Origin of the sequence: Pseudomonas sp. NPDC086581 (assembly GCF_044746165.1) — a bacterium.
Classification (GTDB): domain Bacteria; phylum Pseudomonadota; class Gammaproteobacteria; order Pseudomonadales; family Pseudomonadaceae; genus Pseudomonas.
In genome coordinates, this window is sequence record NZ_JBIVBR010000001.1 from 652,483 (window position 1) to 674,727 (window position 22,245).

At 65.7% G+C, this 22,245-nt stretch carries 26 protein-coding genes; 11 read left to right on the forward strand and 15 right to left on the reverse strand.

The window, feature by feature from the left end; all coding sequences use genetic code 11:
• Positions 1 to 15 precede the first annotated feature (15 nt).
• Positions 16 to 363, forward strand: a complete 348-nt coding sequence (locus tag ACIPK7_RS03150; protein ID WP_081516238.1) for a cupin domain-containing protein — start codon at positions 16 to 18, stop codon at positions 361 to 363.
• Positions 364 to 513: 150 nt separating this feature from the next.
• On the opposite strand, the gene ACIPK7_RS03155 is transcribed toward ACIPK7_RS03150, so the two are convergent.
• From ACIPK7_RS03155 to ACIPK7_RS03175, 5 genes are all read right to left on the reverse strand, one after another.
• Positions 514 to 1,281 carry a crotonase/enoyl-CoA hydratase family protein gene (locus ACIPK7_RS03155; RefSeq protein WP_401085199.1) on the reverse strand — a complete coding sequence of 256 codons (768 nt, stop codon included), beginning with the start codon at positions 1,279 to 1,281 and terminating at the stop codon, positions 514 to 516.
• A gap of 124 nt (positions 1,282 to 1,405) precedes the next feature.
• The gene (locus ACIPK7_RS03160; RefSeq protein WP_401085202.1) at positions 1,406 to 2,317 is read right to left on the reverse strand and encodes an SDR family oxidoreductase; all 912 of its coding nucleotides are present in this window, start codon (positions 2,315 to 2,317) and stop codon (positions 1,406 to 1,408) included.
• A 111-nt stretch (positions 2,318 to 2,428) separates the two neighbouring features.
• Positions 2,429 to 2,722: a hypothetical protein gene (locus tag ACIPK7_RS03165; RefSeq protein WP_401085205.1), complete on the reverse strand. Its 294-nt coding sequence runs from the start codon at positions 2,720 to 2,722 to the stop codon at positions 2,429 to 2,431.
• 99 nt (positions 2,723 to 2,821) lie between these two features.
• The gene (locus tag ACIPK7_RS03170; RefSeq protein WP_401085208.1) at positions 2,822 to 3,700 is read right to left on the reverse strand and encodes an alpha/beta fold hydrolase; all 879 of its coding nucleotides are present in this window, start codon (positions 3,698 to 3,700) and stop codon (positions 2,822 to 2,824) included.
• On the reverse strand, positions 3,700 to 4,482 hold the full coding sequence (locus ACIPK7_RS03175; protein ID WP_192430763.1) for a class II aldolase/adducin family protein: 783 nt from the start codon (positions 4,480 to 4,482) through the stop codon (positions 3,700 to 3,702). The genes ACIPK7_RS03170 and ACIPK7_RS03175 overlap by 1 nt, the downstream gene beginning before the upstream one ends.
• 421 nt (positions 4,483 to 4,903) lie before the next feature.
• Here ACIPK7_RS03175 and ACIPK7_RS03180 point away from each other — a divergent pair, with 421 nt between their 5' ends.
• Positions 4,904 to 5,617: a WbqC family protein gene (locus tag ACIPK7_RS03180; protein ID WP_318652844.1), complete on the forward strand. Its 714-nt coding sequence runs from the start codon at positions 4,904 to 4,906 to the stop codon at positions 5,615 to 5,617.
• Between the two features lie 7 nt (positions 5,618 to 5,624).
• On the opposite strand, the gene ACIPK7_RS03185 is transcribed toward ACIPK7_RS03180, so the two are convergent.
• Together ACIPK7_RS03185 and ACIPK7_RS03190 are read right to left on the reverse strand one after the other, a co-directional pair.
• The gene (locus ACIPK7_RS03185; RefSeq protein ID WP_192430764.1) at positions 5,625 to 6,311 is read right to left on the reverse strand and encodes an LrgB family protein; all 687 of its coding nucleotides are present in this window, start codon (positions 6,309 to 6,311) and stop codon (positions 5,625 to 5,627) included.
• Positions 6,298 to 6,675 carry a CidA/LrgA family protein gene (locus tag ACIPK7_RS03190; protein ID WP_401085212.1) on the reverse strand — a complete coding sequence of 126 codons (378 nt, stop codon included), beginning with the start codon at positions 6,673 to 6,675 and terminating at the stop codon, positions 6,298 to 6,300. Before ACIPK7_RS03190 ends, ACIPK7_RS03185 begins: the two co-directional genes overlap by 14 nt.
• Positions 6,676 to 6,789: 114 nt before the next feature.
• Between ACIPK7_RS03190 and ACIPK7_RS03195 the strand changes: the two genes are divergently transcribed.
• The gene (locus ACIPK7_RS03195; protein WP_192430766.1) at positions 6,790 to 7,686 is read left to right on the forward strand and encodes a LysR family transcriptional regulator; all 897 of its coding nucleotides are present in this window, start codon (positions 6,790 to 6,792) and stop codon (positions 7,684 to 7,686) included.
• A 132-nt stretch (positions 7,687 to 7,818) separates the two neighbouring features.
• Here ACIPK7_RS03195 and ACIPK7_RS03200 read toward each other — a convergent pair whose 3' ends face one another.
• From ACIPK7_RS03200 to ACIPK7_RS03210, 3 genes are read right to left on the reverse strand one after another with little or no spacing between them, the layout of a single operon-like run.
• Entirely contained in the window at positions 7,819 to 8,883 is a 1,065-nt protein-coding gene (locus tag ACIPK7_RS03200) for a hypothetical protein (protein WP_401085215.1), read from the reverse strand.
• Positions 8,884 to 8,893: 10 nt separating this feature from the next.
• Positions 8,894 to 9,367 carry a cupin domain-containing protein gene (locus ACIPK7_RS03205; protein ID WP_192430768.1) on the reverse strand — a complete coding sequence of 158 codons (474 nt, stop codon included), beginning with the start codon at positions 9,365 to 9,367 and terminating at the stop codon, positions 8,894 to 8,896.
• Positions 9,367 to 9,822, reverse strand: coding sequence for a flavodoxin (locus ACIPK7_RS03210; RefSeq protein WP_081516248.1), 456 nt, complete (start codon positions 9,820 to 9,822; stop codon positions 9,367 to 9,369). The genes ACIPK7_RS03205 and ACIPK7_RS03210 overlap by 1 nt, the downstream gene beginning before the upstream one ends.
• A 145-nt stretch (positions 9,823 to 9,967) precedes the next feature.
• On the opposite strand from ACIPK7_RS03210, the gene folM reads away from it, so the two are divergent.
• From folM to ACIPK7_RS03235, 5 genes are all read left to right on the forward strand, one after another.
• Positions 9,968 to 10,693, forward strand: coding sequence for a dihydromonapterin reductase (gene folM / locus ACIPK7_RS03215; protein WP_192430769.1), 726 nt, complete (start codon positions 9,968 to 9,970; stop codon positions 10,691 to 10,693).
• A 32-nt stretch (positions 10,694 to 10,725) separates the two neighbouring features.
• Positions 10,726 to 11,286, forward strand: coding sequence for a GTP cyclohydrolase I FolE (gene folE / locus ACIPK7_RS03220; RefSeq protein ID WP_192430770.1), 561 nt, complete (start codon positions 10,726 to 10,728; stop codon positions 11,284 to 11,286).
• A 1-nt stretch (position 11,287) separates the two neighbouring features.
• Positions 11,288 to 11,659, forward strand: a complete 372-nt coding sequence (folX, locus tag ACIPK7_RS03225) for a dihydroneopterin triphosphate 2'-epimerase (protein ID WP_081516251.1) — start codon at positions 11,288 to 11,290, stop codon at positions 11,657 to 11,659.
• Between the two features lie 124 nt (positions 11,660 to 11,783).
• Complete coding sequence (locus ACIPK7_RS03230) at positions 11,784 to 12,095, forward strand: DUF1244 domain-containing protein (RefSeq protein ID WP_401085220.1); 312 nt, start codon at positions 11,784 to 11,786, stop codon at positions 12,093 to 12,095.
• Positions 12,096 to 12,107: 12 nt separating this feature from the next.
• Positions 12,108 to 12,446, forward strand: a complete 339-nt coding sequence (locus ACIPK7_RS03235; RefSeq protein ID WP_192430771.1) for a HopJ type III effector protein — start codon at positions 12,108 to 12,110, stop codon at positions 12,444 to 12,446.
• A gap of 375 nt (positions 12,447 to 12,821) precedes the next feature.
• Here ACIPK7_RS03235 and trxB read toward each other — a convergent pair whose 3' ends face one another.
• A complete protein-coding gene (trxB, locus tag ACIPK7_RS03240; RefSeq protein ID WP_401085222.1) occupies positions 12,822 to 13,766 on the reverse strand; it encodes a thioredoxin-disulfide reductase in 945 nt (314 codons plus the stop codon).
• A gap of 418 nt (positions 13,767 to 14,184) precedes the next feature.
• Between trxB and ACIPK7_RS03245 the strand changes: the two genes are divergently transcribed.
• The 3 genes from ACIPK7_RS03245 (at position 14,185) to ACIPK7_RS03255 (ending at position 18,234) form a co-directional block, all read left to right on the forward strand.
• Positions 14,185 to 16,116, forward strand: a complete 1,932-nt coding sequence (locus ACIPK7_RS03245; protein ID WP_401085225.1) for a diguanylate cyclase domain-containing protein — start codon at positions 14,185 to 14,187, stop codon at positions 16,114 to 16,116.
• Positions 16,117 to 16,213: 97 nt separating this feature from the next.
• The gene (gene cysZ, locus ACIPK7_RS03250; protein ID WP_401085227.1) at positions 16,214 to 16,954 is read left to right on the forward strand and encodes a sulfate transporter CysZ; all 741 of its coding nucleotides are present in this window, start codon (positions 16,214 to 16,216) and stop codon (positions 16,952 to 16,954) included.
• Positions 16,955 to 17,037: 83 nt separating this feature from the next.
• The gene (locus tag ACIPK7_RS03255; RefSeq protein WP_192430775.1) at positions 17,038 to 18,234 is read left to right on the forward strand and encodes a glycosyltransferase family 1 protein; all 1,197 of its coding nucleotides are present in this window, start codon (positions 17,038 to 17,040) and stop codon (positions 18,232 to 18,234) included.
• A 2-nt stretch (positions 18,235 to 18,236) separates the two neighbouring features.
• Here ACIPK7_RS03255 and ACIPK7_RS03260 read toward each other — a convergent pair whose 3' ends face one another.
• The 4 genes from ACIPK7_RS03260 to ACIPK7_RS03275 form a co-directional block, all read right to left on the reverse strand.
• Positions 18,237 to 19,196, reverse strand: a complete 960-nt coding sequence (locus ACIPK7_RS03260; protein ID WP_192430776.1) for a DegV family protein — start codon at positions 19,194 to 19,196, stop codon at positions 18,237 to 18,239.
• Between the two features lie 307 nt (positions 19,197 to 19,503).
• A complete protein-coding gene (locus ACIPK7_RS03265) occupies positions 19,504 to 20,616 on the reverse strand; it encodes an NADH:flavin oxidoreductase (RefSeq protein WP_401085230.1) in 1,113 nt (370 codons plus the stop codon).
• Positions 20,617 to 20,688: 72 nt separating this feature from the next.
• Positions 20,689 to 21,279, reverse strand: coding sequence for a TetR/AcrR family transcriptional regulator (locus tag ACIPK7_RS03270; RefSeq protein WP_401085233.1), 591 nt, complete (start codon positions 21,277 to 21,279; stop codon positions 20,689 to 20,691).
• A gap of 74 nt (positions 21,280 to 21,353) precedes the next feature.
• Positions 21,354 to 22,244 carry a LysR substrate-binding domain-containing protein gene (locus ACIPK7_RS03275; protein ID WP_401085236.1) on the reverse strand — a complete coding sequence of 297 codons (891 nt, stop codon included), beginning with the start codon at positions 22,242 to 22,244 and terminating at the stop codon, positions 21,354 to 21,356.
• Between the last annotated feature and the right edge of the window lies 1 nt (position 22,245).

Below are 22,245 nucleotides of genomic sequence, written 5' to 3' on the forward strand. Positions count from 1 at the left end.
CACTGGAGCCCCCGTATGAAACTGACCCACCTGAAGAACACCCTGCACGCCGAACTCGGTGAAGCCAACCCGGTGGCCGTGCCCCTGGGTGAGCCGATCTCGGAAACCCGCGTGGAATCCATCGAGCGCACTGATCGCGTGGAAACCGGCATCTGGGAATGCACCCCCGGCCGCTGGCGCCGCCAGATCGTCGAGCAGGAGTTCTGCCACTTCATCGCCGGCCGCGGCACCTTCACCCCGGACGGCGGCGAGCCGATCGCCTTCCAGGCTGGCGACGCCTTCCTGCTGCCGCAGAACAGCCTGGGCATCTGGGACATCCAGGAAACCACGCGCAAGACCTATGTGATCATCGAGCGCGACTGATCGACTAATTGCTGTGATGGGAAGGCCCGGCGCTCGGGCCTCACTCACTGCCAGTCGACACCTGTAGGAACGAGCTTGCTCGCGAACTGGATTCACCGGCGAGACCCATGCTGGGCGGGTTCGCGAGCAAGCTCGCTCCTACAGACAGAATCAAAACTCCCCGTGCCGCCCTTCCCCACCAGCGAAACGCTTCGCCCCATCCACCGTCTCGCCACTTTCGATCACCGCCATCCCGCCCTGGAATTCGTTGGCCAGCGCCACGTCGAACGACAGCTCCCATTGCGCGAATACGCTCGCCCGGTCGGCCAGCATGCACATCTGTGGAAACTCGGCGATCTCCCGCGCCAACTCCTCGGCTGACTCCAGTGCCTGCCCGCTGGGCACCACGCGATTGGCCAGGCCCATGGCGAAAGCTTCCTGCGCGCCTACCGGGCGGCCGGTGAGGATCAGGTCCAGCGCTCGTCCCTGACCGACAATGCGCGGCAAGCGCACGGTGCCGCCGTCAATCAGCGGCACGCCGAAGCGCCGGCAGAACACCCCGCACACCGCGTCCTCGGCCATCACCCGCAAATCCGCCAGCAATGCCAGCTCCAGGCCACCGGCCACGGCATAGCCCTCGATGGCGGCGATCAGCGGTTTGGACAATTGCATGCGGCTCGGCCCCATGGGCCCGTCGCCTTCCGTTTCCAGACGATTGCGCCGCTCACCGCCCTCGGCCACCGCCGCCAGGTCGGCCCCCGCGCAGAAGGTCCCGCCAGCGCCGGTGAGCACGGCGACACGGGCCTCCTCGTCCTGCTCGAAGTCGCGCAAGGCATCGGCCAGCGCCTGGGCAGTGGGCAGGTCCACGGCGTTACGCACCGCAGGGCGGGCGATGACCAGGGTGGTCACCGGGCCGTTCTTCTGGATTATCACGCTCATGGCGAACTCCTCGGGCCTGGAAGCGGAAAGCAAAAGGGCCGGCATTGAGCCGGCCCTTTCACCTTACTGCGTTCACCACCGTGGAACAGCCCCGCTGGCCGTTCCACCGGTCAGGCTGGCCGGATCAGCCGGCGTATTTCTGCAGGTTCGCCATCATCTCGCGCAGCGCTTCGACGTTGTCCTTGGGGTGCACGGCGTTGTCGAAGTTGCAGATCTGCGCGAAGTTCGCCGCCACGTCCTCGACGCTGTAGCCCTCGCGCGGGTCGAAGCCCACGCCCAGGCTGCGCTCCCAGCGCACCTTGCCGATCCAGCCGCCACCCACTTCGAACAGGCCGGAGGTTTCCTGGCAGGCTTCGCTGCCCAGGTACACCACCAGCGGACTGACCAGCTCAGGCTTGAGCGCCTCGAACACCTGCGGCGGGATCAGGCCTTCGGTCATGCGGGTGCCGCCGGTAGGGGCGATGGCGTTGACGAAGATATTGTTCTTGCGGCCTTCAATGGCCAGGTTGCGGGTCAGGCCGTAGAGGCCCAGCTTGGCCATGCCGTAGTTGCTCTGACCGAAGTTGCCGTAGATGCCGGAGGTGGACGAGGTGAAGATCACCCGGCCGTAGCCCTGCTCGCGCATGAACGGCCAGGCGGCGCGGGTCACCTTGTAGGCGCCTTCGACGTGGACCTTGTAGACCAGGTCCCAGTCGGCGTCTTCCATCTTGTGGAAGGTCTTGTCGCGCAGGATGCCGGCGTTGTTCACCACCACATCGATGCGGCCGAATTCCTCGACGGCCTGGCGGACGATCTTCTCGCCGTCAGTCACCGAGTCATGGTTGGCGATGGCGGTGCCGCCGGCTTCACGGATTTCCGCGACCACGCGGTCGGCAGCCGAGGCGTTGGCGCCTTCGCCATGGGTGCTGCCGCCCAGGTCGTTCACCACCACCTTGGCGCCGTGCTTGGCGAACAGCAGGGCGTGGGCGCGACCGATACCGCCACCGGCTCCGGTAACGATCACGACTTTTCCGTCGAAACGCAGGGCATCACTCATGATTGGGACTCCAGGCAGGATGGTTTTTCCCGGAGTGTCTAGCAGTCGCGATCCGGTCACAACCAAGACGACCGAGGCGAATGGTGTCCGATAAGGCCAAGGGATGATTCGTCAGCGCATCGGCAAGTTCAGCTCTGAGCGCGGGCCCAGCTTGAACAGCCACCAGTCGTACTCGCTCCAGAACAGAAGCAGACCGACGGCCGGGAGCAGCGCCAGCGCGCCCAGGGCCGCCGGCACCCAGTTCTGGGTGATCCAGGCGCAATAGCCACCGGCCGCGAAGACGCCGGCCAGCAGCACCAGCAGGAGAATGGCGACAGCGGCGAAGTCCCGGCGCAGGTACAGCAGCGCCCGGTACAACCACGAACCCTGCGGCTGGCGAACGGGAATGACGGATCTGAGTGGCATGGCGACGGCCTCCGGCCAAGAAAAGCCGGGGAAGCTACCGCTGCCACTCAGGGCCGATCTATCAGGCAGTTCCGAATCTGCACGCGGATCGGTCCTTACCTACGATGCGCGTTCCTGTCGGAACACCAGATAGTGGTGCAACACCTGCTCGGGCGCCTCGACCTGCGGGTAGTGACCGATGCCGGGCAGTTCGACAGTATCCGGTTGCGGGATCAGTTCCCGGTAACGAACCACCATGTGTGCGCCAGAGATCGGGTCTTCCGGCCCGTCGATCAGCCGCAGCGGCATCGACGTGCGCTGCATCGCCCCGAGCCAGCGCTCGCGGTGCTGGCGGCGGTCGAGGATGTAGTGGATCAACCGGTGCATGACCCGTGGTCCATCGTTGTGGCGGATCAGCTCCCAGAAAGCGTCCAGCTCCGCTTCGGATGGCTGGGTCTGCGGGCCGAACACCTTGGCGAAGTTCTGCGCCAGGCGCTTGCGGTCGAAGAGCCGGCCAAACAGCGAACCAAACGGGCCAAGCAACAGCTTCTGCGATAACACCGCGCGGTGGGTTTCCGGGAACAGCCCACCGTTGAGGAACACCAGCGAAGCCAAGGCGAAACCGCCCTCCTCGTGCCGTGCCAGCAGTTCCTGGCCGACGCTGTTGCCATAGTCGTGTACCAGCAAATGAACCGGCTCGCGTACGCCCAGGTGATCCAGCAGCGCCTGCTGCAGGTCGGCCTGCTCAAGGATGCGGTAGTCATGCCCCTTGGGTTTGGCGGAATCGCCGAAGCCGAGCATGTCGCAGGCGATCAACCGGTAGTGCTCGGCCAGCGGTTGCCAGAGGTAGTGCCAATCCCAGGAAGCGGTGGGGAAACCGTGGACCAGCAGCAGCGGAGCGCCGCTGCCTGCGCTCCAGTAGCGGATAGCGTGCCCACGGAAGGTGAAATCGCTGCCCTGCGCGCGCCAGTCGCGCAGGGCGATGCCGGCCAGCGCCATCAGTCGCGGTAACCGGGGTTCTGCAGGTCCAGTTTGCGCAGCAGCGCCGGCCACGCCAGCGCGCCGCCCATGCCCTGTTTGCTTTTGGTCACGGCGGCGGCCATGGCGCGGGCGCCATCGAGAATCTGCTGCGGGATCATGATCAGTTCGGCGCCGCCGCCCTGGGCCAGTACCTGGATTTCGCAGGCGCGCTGCAGGGTGAACATCATCAGGAAGGTGTCGGCGATGGTGCCGGAGCAAGTCAGCAGGCCGTGGTTGGGCAGGATCATGAAGTTGGCTTCGCCCAGGTCCGCCTGCAGGCGCGCCTTCTCGTCATGGTTCAGCGCGACGCCCTCGTAGCCGTGGTAAGCCAGGCTGGAGAGCACGAACAGCGATTGCTGGGAAATCGGCAGCAACCCCTGCTTCTGCGCGGAGACGGCGATGCCGGCGGCAGTATGGGTGTGCAGGACACAGGCCACGTCATGGCGCACATCGTGGATCGCACTGTGGATGGTGTAGCCGGCAGGGTTGATGTCGTAGGGGCTGTCCATCAGCTTCTTGCCCGCGGCATCCACTTTCACCAGGCTCGAGGCGGTGATCTCGTGGAACATCATGCCGTACGGGTTGATCAGGAAGTCCTCGGTGCCGGGGACCTTGGCGGAGATGTGGGTGAAGATCAGGTCGTCCCAGCCCTGCAGGGCAATCAGCCGGTAACAGGCGGCAAGATCGACGCGGGTCTGCCATTCGGCAGCGGAGACCTGGTCCTTGACGTTCACGGTGGGCAGCGGGTGAGCGGCGTGCATGGTCGGTAGCCTCTTCGTTGTTGTTGTTCGATGGCGCAGTCTAGTCAGCGCGGCGGCGTAACGACTGTCACTGAACTGACAATTTCCTCTGGCAGCGCCTGGCGAATGTTCCCCTATAAGCGCAGGCCGACAACTCGGCTTGCGTCAGCAATTTCCCCACCTATAGTGGCGGTAGTCGCTCCCAGCGGTGTTCGATTTCCCCGGCGCCCGGCGGCTCCCTCCAAAAGCGCTATCCAGACAGTGCGGCAGCCAGTTCGCACGTCAGGGCTGGCGGAAGCGTGCCCGATCTCCCCCCCTGCCCCGGCGCCCTTTCCGGCGTCTCCCAGCCATCTGGAAACATTTCGCAATATCTTTCGCAACATTCCTCAGTAGTACCCGGGAGTCGGGAGGAGACTCCAGTTCGGCCAACGAGGCAGCCGACGTGAAACGAACCGCCATCATGCAGCCCTACTTCTTTCCGTACCTGGGCTACTTCAGCCTGATCAAGCACACCGACCTGTTCGTCCTGTTCGACACCGTGCAGTACATCCACCACGGCTGGATCGAGCGCAACCGCATCCTCAATCACCAGGCGGGCTGGTCGTACATCCGCGTGCCGCGGATCAAGCACCACCGCCAGACGCTGATCAAGGACGTGCGCCTGGACAACCGCCAGGACTGGCGGCGCAGCCTGTTCTCCCAGCTGGACGTGTACCGCAAGGTCGCGCCTTATTACCGCGACGTGAGGGAGATGATCGCCGCGTCGCTGGATCACCCCTTCGACGACATCGTCTCGGTGAACAAGACCACCCTGGAGGCCACCTGCGCCTACCTGGGCTTCCCACGGACGATGCCGGTGCTGTCGCGCATGGAGCTGCCGATGGAGCGACCGACCGCACCGGACGAATGGGCGCTGAACATCTGCAAGGCGCTGGGGGGCGTGGAGGAGTACTGGAACCCGCCGGGCGGGCAGAGCTTCTTTGACCGCGGCAAGTACGAGGCCGCCGGGCTGACGCTGCGCTTCCAGGAGCCGAAGCTCACGCCCTACGAACAAAAGCGCCCGACCTTCGAGGCGGGTTTGTCGATCATCGACGTGATGATGTTCAACTCCCCCGCCGCAACCTCACAGATGCTCGATGCCTACGAGCTGAGCTGAATGCCCTTTACAGGCACCAGACCAGGACGGGCGCCAGCAGCAGGTTGAACAGCCCGGTCAGGACCATCAGCAGCCCGGCCGCCGATCCCTCTTCCCCACCGAACTCGTAGGCCCGGCTGGTACCCGCGCCATGGGCGCCAACGCCCAGCAGCGCACCACGGGCCAGGGCGGAACGCAGCGGCAGCAGCTTCATCAGCACGCCGCCGATCATGGCGCCGAATACCCCCGTGATCATTACGAAGGCCGCGGTCAGCGCCGGCACGCCGCCCAGGTCGTGGGACATTTCCATGGCGAAGGGCGTAGTGATCGAGCGCGGGATCAGCGACAGGGTCACCTGGCCGTCCAGCGCCAGCGCGTGGGCCAGCGCCCAGGAACTGCCGATGGCCATGGTCGAGCCAGCCAGCATGCCGGTCAGCAGCGCCGGCCAGTGGCGGGCAAGCAAGGCGCGCTGTTGCCAGATCGGGATAGCGAAGGCCACGGTGGCCGGGCCGAGAAGCGCCACCAGCCAACTGGTGTCTCGGGCGTAGTCGGCGTAGCGAACCTGCAGCGGGATAGCCAGGGCGAACAGCAGCACCGGCACGAAGACGATGGGCGACAGCCAGTACTGCTGGAAACGGCGGTAGAGGGTACGGCTGAGCAGGTAACCGCCCAGGGTCACGGCCAACCAGAACAGGGCTTGCTTATCGAGGCTCATGGCGCGATCTCCAGCGGCACATCCACTCCACCGCCAGGGCGGTGGAGAGCATCACCATCACGGTGCTGGCGGTGATCACCAGCAGAATCTTCCAGCCCTCGCTACGCAGCAGCGGGCCGTAGTCGAGCAGGCTCATCAGGGCGGGGATGAAGAACAGCAGCATCTCCGCCAGCAGCAGGCCGGCGCCACCCTGCAGCAGGGCCGGGCGTATCGCCCCGCAGGCGAAAAGCACCAGCAGCAACGCCAACCCGATGACGCTGCCCGGTACCGGCAGTCCGGTGAGGGTGGCGATCCAGCCGCCGATCCACCAGAAGGCGGCGAGCACGGCGAGTTCAAACATCAGGCGGGCGGCACGGCGGAACATGGCGGCGATCTCGGTGCGTGGGGCGGATGAAGAAAATCGGTTGGGTATGGTGCAAAGCCTACTCCCGCACCTATCATCCCCAAAGCGAATAGATCGAATCGGAGCCATTCCAGAATGGAATTCAAGCAGCTGCGCACCTTCGCCGAAGTCGTGCGCCACGGTAGTTTCACCCAGGCGGCGGTGTATCTGAACGCCAGCCAGTCGGCGGTGAGCAAGCAGGTCGCGCAACTGGAACAGAGCCTGCGCGTGCAACTACTGGAGCGCAGTGGCCCGCATATTCGCCTGACTGCCGCAGGCGAAGTGGTGCTGCGCCGCGCCGAGGACATGCTGCGCCTGCGCCGCGAGCTGCATACCGAACTGGACGATCTCACCCAACTGCACCGCGGTGAGCTGCGCCTGGGCCTGCCGCTGCTGGGCGCAGACGCACTGTTCGCCGGACGATTCGCCGAGTACCGACGGCGCTACCCGAACATCGACGTGCACCTGATCGAGGGCGGCAGCAAGACCATGGAAGAAATGGTCTACAGCGGCGAGCTGGAGCTGGGCGGCGGCCTGACACCGGATGACTCCGGCTTCGAATGGCAGCCCTTCTGCAACGAGCCGCTGGACGTGCTGCTGCCCGACGCGCATCCACTGGCCGGGCGCGACAGCCTGGAACTGGCGGAACTCTCCGACACGCCCTTCTTGCTCTATCAACAAAGCTTCACCCTCAACGACCGCCTGCTGCGCGCCTGCCGCGAGGCCGGTTTCGAGCCGAAGGAAGGCGGCCGCAGCGGCCAGGCGGACTTCCTCGGCGCTCTGGTCGCCGCCGGGCAAGGCGCGGTGCTGCTACCGCGCGTGGTGGCAAAGGACTTGGAGCGACCGGGGCTGGTGCGCGTGCTGCTGAGCCGGCCGGACCTGCGCTGGGACATCAGTTTCATCTGGCGTCGCGACGCGTACCTGTCGAATGCCGCGAAGGCCTGGCTGGGGCTGATGGTCGAGATGCCACTGCATCCGCCGGGATCGGAGTGAGGCGAGTTCGCGAGCAAGGGCTGGGCGCCCCATCGGCCCTACGAAGAGCGGATCGGCGCCAAGGCCTTTACCCCCGATAGAACGGAGAAGATGCGCTCTCGCAGGATGCTTCTCGCTCAGACGCTGCCCAGCCTACGAACCCGAATCCTCAGGTGAGAAGTCGAAGGTGTCGAAGACGATCACGCCGGCCTGATCGTTGGGCAACTCGCCCTCGATGCGTCCGTCCGGTTGCTGGACCACGGTCATGCCTTCGGCAATCGTCCCGCCGTCCGCGCGCCTGGCCACCTTGCCGGCCACGGGCGTGAACAGCCACGCGCCTGGAGCGCGATCGCGCAGGGTGCGGTTGACGGATTGGAGCTGCGTCCCGGCCGGATAGCTTATCTCACCCAGGGTGAAGTCTCGCGCCAGGTTGGCACTTTCGAAGCCGTACAGCTTGCGCTCGCTGTCCAGCAGCAGCGTGACGCCCGACAGCGGTAGCTGCGCCAGTTGCAGCGGCGCGTGCACGTCTATGCGCCAGACGTTCGGGTCGCGCAGGCCATCGCCGTAGGTGGTGGTGTAACGCATCAGTTCGCTGCCCGGCGGGATGTCCAGGTCGGCAACACGATTGTCCTCCGCAACCTGGCAACCCATCAGCAGGATCTCCGATACCGCCCGCACCGCCAGGCGCAGGGGCGCCTGCGGGCTGCAGTGCCAGCCGTCGATCGTGGCCGGCGCGACGATGCGCAATTCGTGGACGGAAATTTCCACCGAACTGCCTGGCGGCGCCTGATCGTCCCAGGTCGAGCTGAAGCGCACCGCGAGCGCGGACACTCCATGGACCCGCGTCGGCACCGGGAATACGACCTCTTCGGCTGCCTGCCAGTCATGGGAGCCGGGCAACGACAGACGCGTGCCAGCCGGCACGTCGAGACCACGGATGCGCGCGGGCTCGGTGAGCGTCGGATGACGGGCAGCTTCTTCCTGCCGCATCTCCTCGCCTACCACATGCCAGATGTAAGCCATGTAGGCCTGCGGAACACAGAGCACCAGCAGTAAGACCAGCAGGCTCCAGCAGGCAAGGCGATGACGCCCCCACCACTGTCGCGCGGAGCGGAACAGCACCAGCATCAGCAGCCACAGCAGCAGCACCAGCACAGCCAGCGAGGAAACTCCGAGCACGACCAGGAAGGTCGTGGAAAACAGCGGTACCGGGATCATCCTTGGCCCCTCAGATCAGATCGTTGAACTCATATTCCATCAGGCGCGGCCACTGCCGCTGCGCCTCGACATCATCGGCCAGCAGCCCGAAGCCGGCGAACTCAAAGGCCGGCGAGACGGTGCATCCCACCAGCACGTAATCGCCCAGACAGCGTGCGGCCTGCCAGGCATGCGCGGGCACGGCCCGTTGCGGCAGGCTGCCCTCGCTCACCGGGCCGAGGATTTCGCGGTGCACGTCGGCATCGGGTCGATCGGCGGTCAGCAGCTCCAGCGGACTGCCTTCGTGAAAATGCCAGAGCTCATCGGCGTCCACGCGGTGCCAGCGGCTGACAGTGCCGGCGGGCAGCAGAAACAGAATGGCCGACGACTGCGGCCGGCCATCGGCGCCCACCAGGTCCGATTCGAACACTCGCCGGTAGAAGCCGCCCTCGGGATGCGGGGCGAGCTGCAGGATGTCGATCAGATGGCGGGCGCGGGGATGCATCAGGCCTTCAGCGCGGCGATGAAATCGGCCAGCCAGGGTTCGGAGTCGGTCTCCTGATCCACCGTCTCGCTGCCGTCCAGGCGCAGCATTGGCACCACTTCCTGCACGCCCAGTTCAGCGTACAGCTCGCGCACCTGCTCACCGCCGCCGCAGTAGGTATCGCCGTAGCTGGAATCGCCCAGCGCCAGCACGGCGCCCGGACGACCGCGCCACTCGCCCGGCAGGCGGTCGCGGATGGCATGGAACAGCGGCTGGAAGCTGTCCGGCAGGTCACCCATGCCGGTGGTGGCGGTCACCACCAGGAAGGCCTCGGGAGCGAACTCAAGCATGGCGTCCAGGGTGGCGCGCGGGTCGTACCAGGCTTCGAAGCCGGCGGCTTCGAGCAAGCGCTTGGCGTGGCGCGCGACTTCTTCGGCGGTGCCGTAGACCGAACCGGACACGATGGCGACTTTCATGTTCACTCCCACAAGGCAAGACAAGGCCGCCCATTATGCCCCATCCGTGCCGCACCGCGCCGGGGCTGGTATAGTTTTGCCCTACCCGGCCGCTAGGACATTGTCCGCCGCGGCGCTCCCTGAAGTGGATTTTCGCGAGGCGCGCATGGGCCAGACCCCAGCCCCCATCCTGATCACCGGCGCCAGCCAGCGTATCGGCCTGCATTGCGCAAAACGCCTGCTGCTCCAAGGCCAGCCGGTCATCGTGACCTATCGCCAGGACAAGCCCGGCATCGCCGAACTACGCGAACTGGGCGCCACCTGCCTGCACGCCGAACTGGCCGATGAAGCCGGCATCCTCGCCTTCATCGACGAGCTGAAGTCCTGCACCGACCGGCTGCGCGCGATCATCCACAACGCCTCGGCGTGGATCGGCGACAAGCCCGGCGAGGAGGCCCAGGCCTTCGAGTCGCTGTTCCGCCTGCACATGCTCGCGCCCTACCTGATCAACTTGCGCTGCGCGCCGCTGCTCGAACGCGACGCCGCCGAGCGCGGCGCCCCAGCGGATATCATCCACCTCTCCGACGACGTCGCCCGCAAGGGCAGCGCCAACCGCATCGCCTACTGCGCCAGCAAGGCCGGCCTGGACAACCTCACCCTGTCCTTCGCCGCGAGCCTTGCGCCACGCATCAAGGTCAACGGCATCGCGCCGGCACTGATCCTGTTCAACGAAGGCGACGACGACGCCTACCGCGCCCGCACCCTGGCGAAATCCGTCATGGGCATCGAGCCGGGCCCGGACGTGATCTACCAGAGCGTGCGCTACCTGCTCGACAGCCCCTACGTGACCGGCACTACCCTCACCGTCAACGGCGGCCGGCACCTCAAATGACCCGCCCGGCGCGGGCGCGAGGAACTCCCACCATGATTGAAGACCTGTCTCACCACTACCGTGAGATTCTCCAGGGGCTCGGCGAAGACCCGACCCGCGAAGGCCTGCTGGACACGCCCAAGCGCGCGGCCAAGGCCATGCAGTACCTCTGCCACGGCTACGGGCAGACGCTGGACGAGATCGTCAACGGCGCGCTGTTCGCCTCGGACAATGATGAAATGGTGATCGTGAAGGACATCGAGCTCTACTCGCTGTGCGAACATCACCTGCTGCCCTTCATCGGCAAGGCACATGTGGCATACATTCCCACCGGCAAGGTGCTGGGCCTGTCGAAAGTCGCGCGCATCGTCGACATGTTTGCCCGCCGCCTGCAGATCCAGGAAAGCCTGACCCGGCAGATCGCCGAGGCAGTCCAGCAGGTCACCAGCGCCGCCGGCGTGGCGGTGGTGATCGAGGCGCAGCACATGTGCATGATGATGCGCGGGGTAGAGAAGCAGAACTCGGTAATGAACACCTCGGTGATGCTCGGCGCCTTCCGCGCCTCCACCAATACCCGCCAGGAATTCCTGCAACTGATCGGACGGAGCAAGTGAAATGACGCAATTGCAGCCGGGCATGGCGCGAATCCGGGTCAAGGACCTGCGCGTGCGCACCTACATCGGCATCAAGGAAGAAGAAATCCTCAACAAGCAGGATGTGCTGATCAATCTCACCATCCTCTACCCCGCCGGCGATGCGGTGCAGGTCAACGACATCGACCACGCGCTGAACTACCGCACCATCACCAAGGCGATCATCGCCCACGTGGAGGAAAACCGCTTCGCCCTGCTCGAGCGCCTGACTCAGGAACTGCTCGACCTGGTGATGGCCAATCCGGCCGTGCACTACGCCGAGGTGGAAGTGGACAAGCCCCACGCGCTGCGCTTCGCCGAGTCGGTATCGATCGCCCTGGCCGCCCAGCGCTGAGCCGCGCCTTCGCTTGCACGCCCGTACCAGTCGGCCAACGGGCGTTGCTGGCAGATCGCCCGCCTCTTAGAATCTCGCCAGCCCCGCCATGCGCCTCCGATGCGCCCTTGTTGAGAGACCTGCCATGACCGAGCCGATGAACCTGACCGACGAGCAGCGCACCGAACTCGAAGCCGCCGCCTTCCGTACCCTGGTGCAGCACCTGCGTACCCGCAAGGACGTGCAGAACATCGATCTGATGAATCTTGCCGGGTTCTGCCGCAACTGCCTGTCCAAGTGGTACAAGGCCGCAGCGGACGACATGGGCCTGCCAGTCAGCCCGGATCAGGCCCGCGAAGAGATCTACGGCATGCCTTACGCCGAATGGAAGGCCAAGCACCAGACGGAAGCCTCGCCCGAGAAACAGGCGGCCTTCGACCACGCGAAGAAACACTAAGAGTTTGCCTTGATGACCCTCAACGATTTTCGCTCGCGCCTGCGCAGCGAGCAGCACCTGTTCACCGACACCCTGGCGTACATCGCCGAGCACTACAGCTACACCCCCAGCGCCTTCACCAACGGCAGCGTGGAAAACCCCGCCGGGCAGAACGAAGGTTCCTGCAAGACCCTCGGTTTCGCGATCCTCGAAGGCCTGAGCCAGGAAGAGTCGCTGCTGGCGTTCGGCGAGCACTACCGCGCCGTGCGCGAGAACCCCGAGGGCACCGACCACGCCAATATCCGCGCCCTGATGGTCACGGGCCTGGCCGGCGTCAACTTCGAGCGCCAGCCGCTGTCGCGCCGCGGCTGAGGTTAGCCCGCTCCATGAAAAAGCCCCGCTGATGCGGGGCTTTTTCTTAGGGCTGTGCGCCGGACTCACCCTGTAGGAGCGAGCTTGCTCGCGAACCGCACTCTGCCGCCATCGCCGGCAAATTTTTTTCGCAGGTGGGTGGAGCTTGCGATAGCCATGCTGCCCCACACGTCGCCAGCGATGGGTATCGCTGCGCTCCACGCCATCCTACGCTCGAACTCCGCCGTAATATCGGAGGGATGAGCGTCCGGGAGGTTCGCGAGCAAGCTCGCTCCTACGAAAAGCCCCACCTGCGAAAAGCACACGCCTCGCTGAGCGGGAAAGAAAAAGGCCCCGCAAGCGGAGCCCCTTCCTGCACGCCGGCTCTTCGGGCCGTTACAGGGAATCCAGGTAACGCTCCACATCCAGCGCGGCCATGCAGCCGGCGCCAGCGGAGGTGATCGCCTGGCGGTAGACGTGGTCGGCCACGTCGCCGGCGGCGAAGACACCGGGAATATTGGTCGCAGTGGCATTGCCGTCACGACTGCCGCTGACCACCAGATAACCGTCCTTCAGCTCAAGCTGGCCTTCGAACAGCGAGGTATTGGGCGTGTGGCCGATGGCGACGAACAGGCCATCCACCTTCAGTTCGGAAGCCTCGCCATCGTTGTGGCGCAGGCGCACGCCGGTGACGCCCATGTCGTCGCCCAGCACTTCCTCCACCTGGGCATTCAGGCGTAGTTCGATCTTGCCGTCAGCGATGCGCGCTCGCAGTTTGTCCTGCAGGATCTTCTCGGCGCGGAAGCTTTCGCGACGGTGCACCAGGGTGACCTTGCTGGCGATATTGGCCAGGTACAGGGCCTCTTCCACGGCGGTGTTACCGCCGCCGACCACCGCCACTTCGTGGTTGCGGTAGAAGAAACCGTCACAGGTGGCGCAGGCGGACACGCCCTTGCCCATGAAGCTCTCTTCCGAGGGCAGGCCCAGGTAACGCGCGCTGGCGCCGGTGGCGATGATCAGCGCGTCAGCGGTGTAGGTGCCACTGTCGCCCTTGAGCACGAAAGGCTTGCCGGCCAGGTCAACGCCATGGATGTGGTCGAAGACAATCTCGGTCTCGAAGCGCTCGGCGTGTTCCTGCATGCGCTGCATCAGTGCCGGGCCGGTGAGGCCATGGGGATCACCTGGCCAGTTGTCGACTTCGGTGGTGGTGGTCAGTTGGCCGCCCGCCTGCATCCCGGTGATCAGCAACGGCTTGAGGTTGGCGCGGGCAGCATAGACCGCGGCGCTGTAGCCGGCCGGCCCGGAACCCAGAATGATGACGCGCGCGTGACGATCGGACATGACAGTCTCCAGTGCTGAGGTGGATGAGTCGGGCAAAGAAAAGGGAGCTGCCAAAGCACCAGGGGGAAGGTTGGGAGGGCGGCAGCTCCACGTAAAGTTTCTTGCGCGAACCGCATGGCCCGGAGACCGTGGGCAATGCGGTGTGACCCAAGTCACGATTCGCATTGTCCTGCAGAACGCCGGGAATCCCTTGAGATAAGTCAGGGATTTCCGCAGTCGCCCCGGACTCCTTGAGATAAGTCAGGGAGCTGCGGATCGACCCTCGAACTTGTTCGATAGCAGATGGCGCGCAGCTTACCGCTGCCGCTGCGTCCTGCTGAAATGTCCAATCTCAATCCCCTTCATAGGCTGCCCCTATGCAGCGGGCACCCACTGCCTGGATGGCTAGACTCAAGAACAAAAGGTCACCCGTATCACCATGAACCTTCGCACCCGCCTGCTATGGCTGTGTCTGCCCCTGTTCATCGCGAGCCTTGCCGGGGTCTGGCTGCTGTCGGACATGATCCTGCTCGACCGCTTCGATCGCGGGGACCGCCAGCACCTGGCCGACGAGGTGCGCATCGTCCACAACCGCGTTGCCTACGAGAAACAGCGCAACCTCGACATCGTCCACAGCTACGCGTGGTGGGACGCCAGCTACCAGTTCATGCACCTGCCGCAGGCACGCTTCGTGGAGGACAACCTGGACCAGGACCTGCTGGGCATCCTCGGCTTCGACTACGTGCTGTATGTCGACCGTGACGGGCACATCCTCGCCCAGCAATGGAAGCTCGATGAACTGTCCAAGCGCTTCCCCCGCCAGCAAGTCCCGGACGCCGAGCAACTGCGTCGGAGCATCCTGGCCACCGCGCTGCAACTGGGCGCGCTGGATATCGACGGCGACCCGCGGCACAGCCTCGACCAATTGCTGCAGATCGAAGGCATCCCCCAGTTGCTGCTCAGCTACCCCATCAGCAATAGCGCCGGAACCGCCGAGCCGGCTGGCGTGGTCATCGCCGGCGTGCTGCTCGACGGCGCGCGCATGTACAGCCTGCAGACCCAGATGGGCGCGAGCCTGCGCCTGGTCCAGGACGAGGTGAAAGGCACTGACTGGCGCACCCTGAACATTCCCACCGGGCGCGGCGCCACCCTGCTCAGCCCACGACGCCTGCTGGACGAGAATAGCCAGCAGATGTCCCTGCTCTACCTCGACTCCCGTGGCCGTCCGCAACTGCGCCTGGAACTGACCAGCCCGCGGCCGCTGTACCAGCAAGGCCAGCAATCAGTGCGCCTGTTCCTCTACCTGACCCTGGCGCTGCTCGGCGGCGCCACCCTGCTCGCCTACGTGGCCCTGGAATTCCGCATCATCCGCAGGGTTTCCACGATGAACCGCGAAGTCGCGGGCATCGGCCAGGACGACACCCCCTCGCGCCTGAGCCCGCAGGGGCAGGACGAACTGGGCCTGCTGGCCAGCGAGATGAACCACATGCTTGACCGCCTGGAACAGAGCGAGGCGCGCGACCGAGCTATCCTCGACGCGATCCGCGACGGCTATTTCGAGATGGACACCCGCGGCATCATCCGCACGCTCAATCCGGCGCTGTGCCGGATGCTCGGCTACAGCGTCGAGCAGCTCGACGGCCAGCACTTCGGCATATTGCTGCAGGAAGCGGACCTGCTACGCGCTCGCAGCCTCTACGAGCAAGCCCGCGACGACGAACAGGAAACCACCTTCTCCGCGCCCTTCAAGCGCCGCGACGGCCGGCTGGTGAGCTGCGAGACGCGGCTCTCGGCGATCCGCGACGGCCAGGGCGAGTTCCAGGGATTCCGCGGCATCCTGCGCGACATCAGCGACCAGGTGGCCTACCAGAAGCAGCTGCTCGACCTCGCCTACCGCGACACCCTCACTCAACTGGGCAACCGCAAGGCGTTCAACGAACAACTGCACCGCGCCGTCGTGCACAGCAACCGGGTGGCCCTGCTGTACATCGACCTCGACCGCTTCAAGCAGGTCAACGACCGCTTCGGCCACGCCCTCGGCGATGCCCTGCTCAGCACGGTCGGCGAGCGCATGCGCAGCAGTCTGCGCCAGCCCGACCAGGCCTTCCGCCTGGGCGGCGACGAGTTCGCCGTGCTGCTGGAGAATGCCGAGCCGGATCAGGCCGAAGCCCTGGGCATGCGCCTGCTGGCCGTGCTCGGCGCCGAATACCACCTGGGCGGCCAGGTGATCGACTTCGTCACTCCCAGCATCGGCATCGCCTTCTACCCTCAGGATGCCGACGACGCCGACGCCCTCACCCGCGCCGCCGACATCGCCATGTACCAAGCCAAGCAGGAACGCAACCGCTGCTATCGCTACACGGCCGCCTGAACGCCGGTCCGCGAACACATACCCGGCAAAACAGACGGCTCGCCGGCCCTTCGCCGGGTCTGCTAAGGTCGCCTACGGTTCAACCCTGGAGAGTCCGATGTCCACCCTGAGCGGCCCGCAATACCTCAGCGAAGGCCTGAAACTGATGATGCGCCCCGGCCTGCGACTGTTCGTCCTGCTGCCCCTGAGCATCAACATCCTGCTGTTCGTCGGCCTGATCGGCTTCGCCATCAACCAGTTCAGCCACTGGGTCGATTGGCTGATGCCCAGCCTGCCGGACTGGCTCAGCTTCCTGCAGTTCATCCTCTGGCCACTGTTCTTCGCCTTAGTGCTGCTGATCGTGTTCTTCACCTTCACCATGATCGCCAACATCATCGCCGCGCCGTTCAATGGCTTCCTCGCGGAGAAGGTCGAGGTGGTGGTGCGTGGCACCGATGACTTCCCCGAATTCAGCTGGGGCGAGCTGATGGCGATGGTGCCGCGCACCATCGGCCGCGAGCTGCGCAAGCTCGGCTACTTTCTGCCGCGCGCCATCGCGCTGTTCATCCTCAGCCTGATCCCCGGCCTGAACCTGATTGCCGCGCCGCTGTGGCTGATTTTCGGCGTTTGGATGATGGCCGTGCAGTACATCGACTACCCGGCGGACAACCACAAGCTGGGCTGGAACGAGATGCTCGCCTGGCTGCGCAGCAAGCGCTGGGCGTGCATGGGCTTTGGCGGCATCACCTACCTGGCGCTGCTGATCCCGGTGGTCAACCTGGTCGCCATGCCCGCCGCCGTGGCCGGCGCCGTGCTGTTCTGGGTGCGCGAAGGCGGGGACAAGGCGCTGGTAAAGTAAACACCAGTACCGCCTCAGCGCCTGTCACCTATCGATCATCGCTCTGTCATCGGCGCGCCACCGCGCGCCGGGACACTGCGAGCATGACCACGACTCCTCTGCGCATCGCGCTGATCAGCGAAACCTTTCCGCCGGAAATCAACGGCGTTGCCAACACCCTGGGTCGACTGGCCTCTGGGCTGTTACGCCTTGGCCACCAGATTCAGGTCGTGCGCCCGCGCCAGCAGGGCGATGAAGGCCGTCACAGCGATGGCGAGCTGGTGCTCACCCGTGGATGGCCGCTCCCGGGCTACCCCGGCCTGCAATGGGGCCAGTCCTGCCTGCACAAGCTGCTGCGCCACTGGAACAGCACCCGCCCGGACGTGCTCTACATCGCCACCGAAGGCCCGCTCGGTCTCGCCGCCCTGCGCGCCGCGCGGCGCCTTCGGATCCCGGTGATCAGCGGCTTCCACACCAACTTCCAGCAGTACAGCGCGCACTACGGCTTCGGCCCGCTGATGCGCCTGGTGACGCTGTACCTGCGCTGGTTCCACAACCGCACTCAGCAGACCCTGGTGCCCAGCGCCAGCCAGTCCATGGAACTGCAACGGCGCGGTTTCGAACGTCTTGCGCAACTCTCGCGCGGCGTCGACAGCAAACTGTTCAACCCCGCCCGGCGCGATGAAGCGCTGCGCCGCGAATGGGGCCTGGGCGAGCGCGACATCGCCGTGCTGCATGTCGGTCGGCTGGCGGCGGAGAAGAACCTGTCGCTTCTGGGCAACAGCTTCCGCGCGCTGTGCGCGGCGCACCCGCAGCTCAAGCTGCGTCTGGTGATAGTCGGCGACGGCCCGCAGCGCGCGCATTTGCAGAAGGAACTTCCCGAAGCGATCTTCTGTGGCCTGCAGCGGGGCGAGGAACTGGCCCGGCACTACGCCAGCGGCGACCTGTTCCTGTTTCCCAGCCTGTCGGAAACCTTCGGCAACGTGGTCCTGGAAGCCTTGGCATCAGGGCTGGGCGTGGTGGCTTTCGACCAGGCAGCCGCCGGCCAGCACATTCGCCACGGGCACAACGGCGTGCTCGGCGTGCCGGGGGAAGAGCAGAGCTTCTTCGAAGCGGCGAGCTGGTTGCTGAGCGACCCGGAGCGCCTGCGCCGGGTGCGCCTCAACGCGCGCCACCACGCCATCCATCAGGCGTGGGACACGGTGGTCGAGCGTTTCGAGGGCTATCTGCAGGCAGCCTGCCGCACAGCCTTGCCGGGGAAGAACCCCGGCGGCCTGGGGCACCCTGAAATCCACAAATAGGATCAGGTGAAGGGCTTGGGCTCGGCGGCGAAGGACAGGCTCATGGCGCCCGCGCCGAGGTTGATGCCCCCCGTGGGGCTGAGCATCGCCAGGTGTACCTGGATGCCTTTTGCCTCGCAGGCATCCTCCAGCGCCGCAAAACCGGGCAGATCGCGCAGGGCGGAAGGATCGCCGGCGTAGCTCAGGCACATCTGCGGCGCCAGCAGCTCGCCCGCCTCGACCCGCGCACGGGCGAAGTTGAGCAGCCGCTCGGCGGACTTCTCGTAGTTCGGCGACACCGATACCGGCTTGTCCTCGCCCTGTACCAGACTCAGCACCGGTTTCATGTCGAGCATCGAGCCCAGGCCGAGGAAGGCACCGCGCAGGCGGTCGCCGATGCTGCTGCGGTCGCCCTTCTGGAAGCCCCGGCGGCGGATGTGCCCCAGGTCGCTGGCGACCAGGAAGGTGTTCATCTGCTGGCTGAGCTGTTCCAGGCGGGTGCGCACGGCGTTGGGATGCTGGTCTTCGCCGAGCAGGCGCACGCCTTCGGCGGCCAGCACGGCAAGGCCGGCGAATACGGTCTGGCTGTCGATCACCCGCAATGCGAACGGCCCGGCGATGCCCGCGGCGGCTCGGCGCTCCTTGTAGCTCTGCAGCAGGCTGAAGGAGGCCTGGGTGGCGTGCTCGAAGATCGGGCTGCGCTGGCTGGTCACGGTCAGGCAGATAACGTAGTCGAAGTCGGTGACCAACTGCTCCAGGAACCAGTCGTGGGTCTGCGCCGGCGTCAGCGGTTCGCTGCCGTCCTCCGGGCCGACCTTGGGCAGGTCCTGGGAATAGAATTTGAGGGTGGTGTCGGGATCGCGGTCATCGACGATGCGCCGCTCGCCCACGCGGATACCGATGGGCAGCACGCGAATGTTGTGGGCAGCAAGGAACTCGGGGGGAAGGTCGCAGGTTGCATCGACTGCCAAGCCGATCCGCATGACTTACTCCTATGGCCGTCTCCCGGCCTATTGTTGTGTGAACGCGTTCATACTCTGCCCGTTTCGGACTGGGAAGTCAGCATGCGGAAAGGTGGGTCTCAGAAAAGTTTTGTAAACGCCTAGGACGGTGCTTTCAGACCATTCAGGCAATCAATACTCCGCCATCATCGAGACGCATCTCTAGGAACGAGATTGCTCGCGAACATCGCCCCCAGCGGGGGTCCGTTCGCGAGCAGCCTCGCTCTAACGAAGAGCAAAAAGCCCCTGGCACCATCGGCGCCAGGGGCTTTTCACATCCACTCGCGGATCAGGCCAGCGACATCAGCGCATCGCGGCTGAAGGGCTTGATGTCCGCCAGGCGGCCATCGCGTACCTTCACTGCCCAGTCCGGGTCAACCAGCAGGGCGCGGCCAACAGCCACCAAGTCGAACTCTTCCTTGTTCAGGCGCTCCAGCAGACCGTCGATACCCGACGGCTGGGCGACTTCCTCGGTGTTGCCGAAGAAGGCGAGGAACTCGCTGCCATCCAGGCCGACGTTACCGACGGTGATGGTCGGCTTGCCGATGAGTTGGCGGGTCCACCCGGCCAGGTTGAGGTCGGAGCCTTCGAATTCCGGAATCCAGAAGCGGCGGGTAGAGCAGTGGAAGATGTCCACGCCGGCATCCGACAGCGGCTTGAGGAAGGCTTCCAGCTCTTCGGCGGTCTGTACCAGGCGGGCGCTGTAGTCCTGCTGCTTCCACTGGGAGAAGCGGAAGATGATCGGGTAGTCGGGGCCGACGGCCGCGCGCACGGCCTGGATCAGCTCGATGGCGAAGCGCGAACGGTTGGCCAGGCTGCCGCCGTATTCGTCGGTGCGCTTGTTGCTGCCGTCCCAGAAGAACTGGTCGATCAGGTAGCCGTGGGCGCCGTGGATTTCCACGCCGTCCATGCCGATGGACTTCGCGTCGACGGCGGCCTGGGCGAAGGCGGCGATGACCTCCTGGATGTCTTCCTTGGTCATCTCATGGACCAGCACGGTGCCGTCCTTTTCCTTGCCGCTGGGGCCGTAGCCCGGAACGCTGGCGTCCGGCTCGGTGCCCAGGCGGCGCACGGCGCCGACGTGCCACAGCTGCGGGACGATCTTGCCGCCTTCGGCGTGCACGGCGTCGACTACCTGCTTCCAGCCGGCCAGGGCGTCTTCACCGTGGAAGCGCGGTACGTTCGGGTAGCCGTTGGCGGCCTTGTGGTTGACCGTGGTGCCTTCGGTGACGATCAGGCCGACGCCGGCAGCGGCGCGGCGACGGTAGTACTCGACTACCTGGGCGTGCGGTACGCCACCCGGGGTGAAGTTGCGGGTCATCGGCGCCATCACGATGCGCGTGGGCAGTTCCAGGCCGCCCAGGCGGAAGGGCGAAAACAGGGTGTCTACGGATGCGGTCATTGAGGTCTCCAGGACGGCCAGGCGACCGGTCGTCTCGTTTTTCAATTTAAGGGTGGGGATAACTCAGGCAGATCAGGCCTGAAGCAGGTGCTCCAGGCGTTCGATAAAGCGTTCTACGGGCTTGAGTGAGGCGCTGACTTTCATGCGCGCCAGCACACCCTGCCAGGCGTTGCCGATGAACTCGGCCAGGGATTCGGCGTCCTCTGTTGCCGGCAGCTCACCGGCGCGCTGGGCATCGGCCAGGCAGCCGCGCAGGGTGTCGATGGACTGCTGGAGGATGCCATCCACCCGTTCGGCGATGGCTGGCGACAGCTCCGCCATCTCGAAGCTCAGGCTACCGATGAAGCAGTGGTATTCGAGCTTCTCCTGGCGGGCGAAGTGCGCCAGGAGTTCGCGGTAATAGGTGAGGATACGTGCACGCGGGCCCAATGCCGGGTTGCCCAGCGCCTCGGCGTAACGAGCCAGGCGCGGCGCGTACAGATGCTCCAGGGCCTGCAGAGCGAAGTCTTCCTTGCTCTCGAAGTAGTGATAGAAGGAGCCCTTGGGGATGCCGGCTGCCTGGACGATGTCCTGCACGCCGGTGCCGTGGTAGCCGCTGCGGGTCATCGCCAGGGAGCCCTTGGCGAGGATCAGGTCGCGTTTGTCGAGTCGGATACTGTTCATGGGCGCAAGAATATGACCGGTCGTCTCGCTTTTTCCAGCACCATTGATCGCAGTGATTTTCCCCCAGAAGCGGATCAGCGAATCGCCGGGCTTTCCAGCAGCTCCGCCACGCCCTCCTGCAGCAGTTCCCGCAGGCGCTCCACGACCGCTTCCGGCTCGGCTTCGCCACGGTGCAGGCACAGACCCAGCGGCGCCATCACCGGCAACCCGGTGCGCGCGGCGTCCAGCCGTTCGACGCTGGCCGGCAGACCGATCGGCGTGCGCAGGCCGACGCCCAAGCCGGCGCCAACCGCCGCCCAGATGCCGGACAACCCGGCACTGGTAAAGGCCACGCGCCAGGCGATGCCAGCCCGGTCCAGCGCCGCCGTTGCCGCGCTGCGCAGCAGGCACGGCGCCTCCAGCATTACCAGCGGCAAGGGTTCCGCGCTAGGCGACGGGAGGGCGTCCGGTGCTCCGATCCAGCACTGCGCCACCGCGCCGATGCGCTCCATGTGCGGCGTGCGCTCGCCGGTTTCCCAGGCCAGCGCCAGGTCCAGCTCGCCGCTGCGCACGCCTTCGATGAGCTGCTGGTTGCGCGCCGTGCGCACTTCGATGCGCACCTTGGGATGGGCGCGGGCGAAGCGCGCCAGCACAGCGGGCAGCAGGGTTTCGCCGAAGTCTTCCTGCAGGCCGAGTCGCACCCGGCCTTCCAGCGAGCCGCCGCGCAAGGCGCCGGCCGCCTCGTCGTTCAACTCCAGCAGGCGACGGGCGTAGGCCAGCAGCGTCTCGCCCGCCTCGGTCAGCGCCATGCCGCGCCCTTCACGGCGCAGCACCGGGGTGCCGGCCTGCTCTTCCAGCTTCTTCAGCTGCGCGCTGACGGCGGAAGTGGAACGCCCCAGGCGATCCGCCGCGCGGGCGAAGCTGCCCAGTTCGATGCCGGTGACGAAGGTGCGCAGCACGTCCAAGTCGAAGTTGATGCGGGCCATG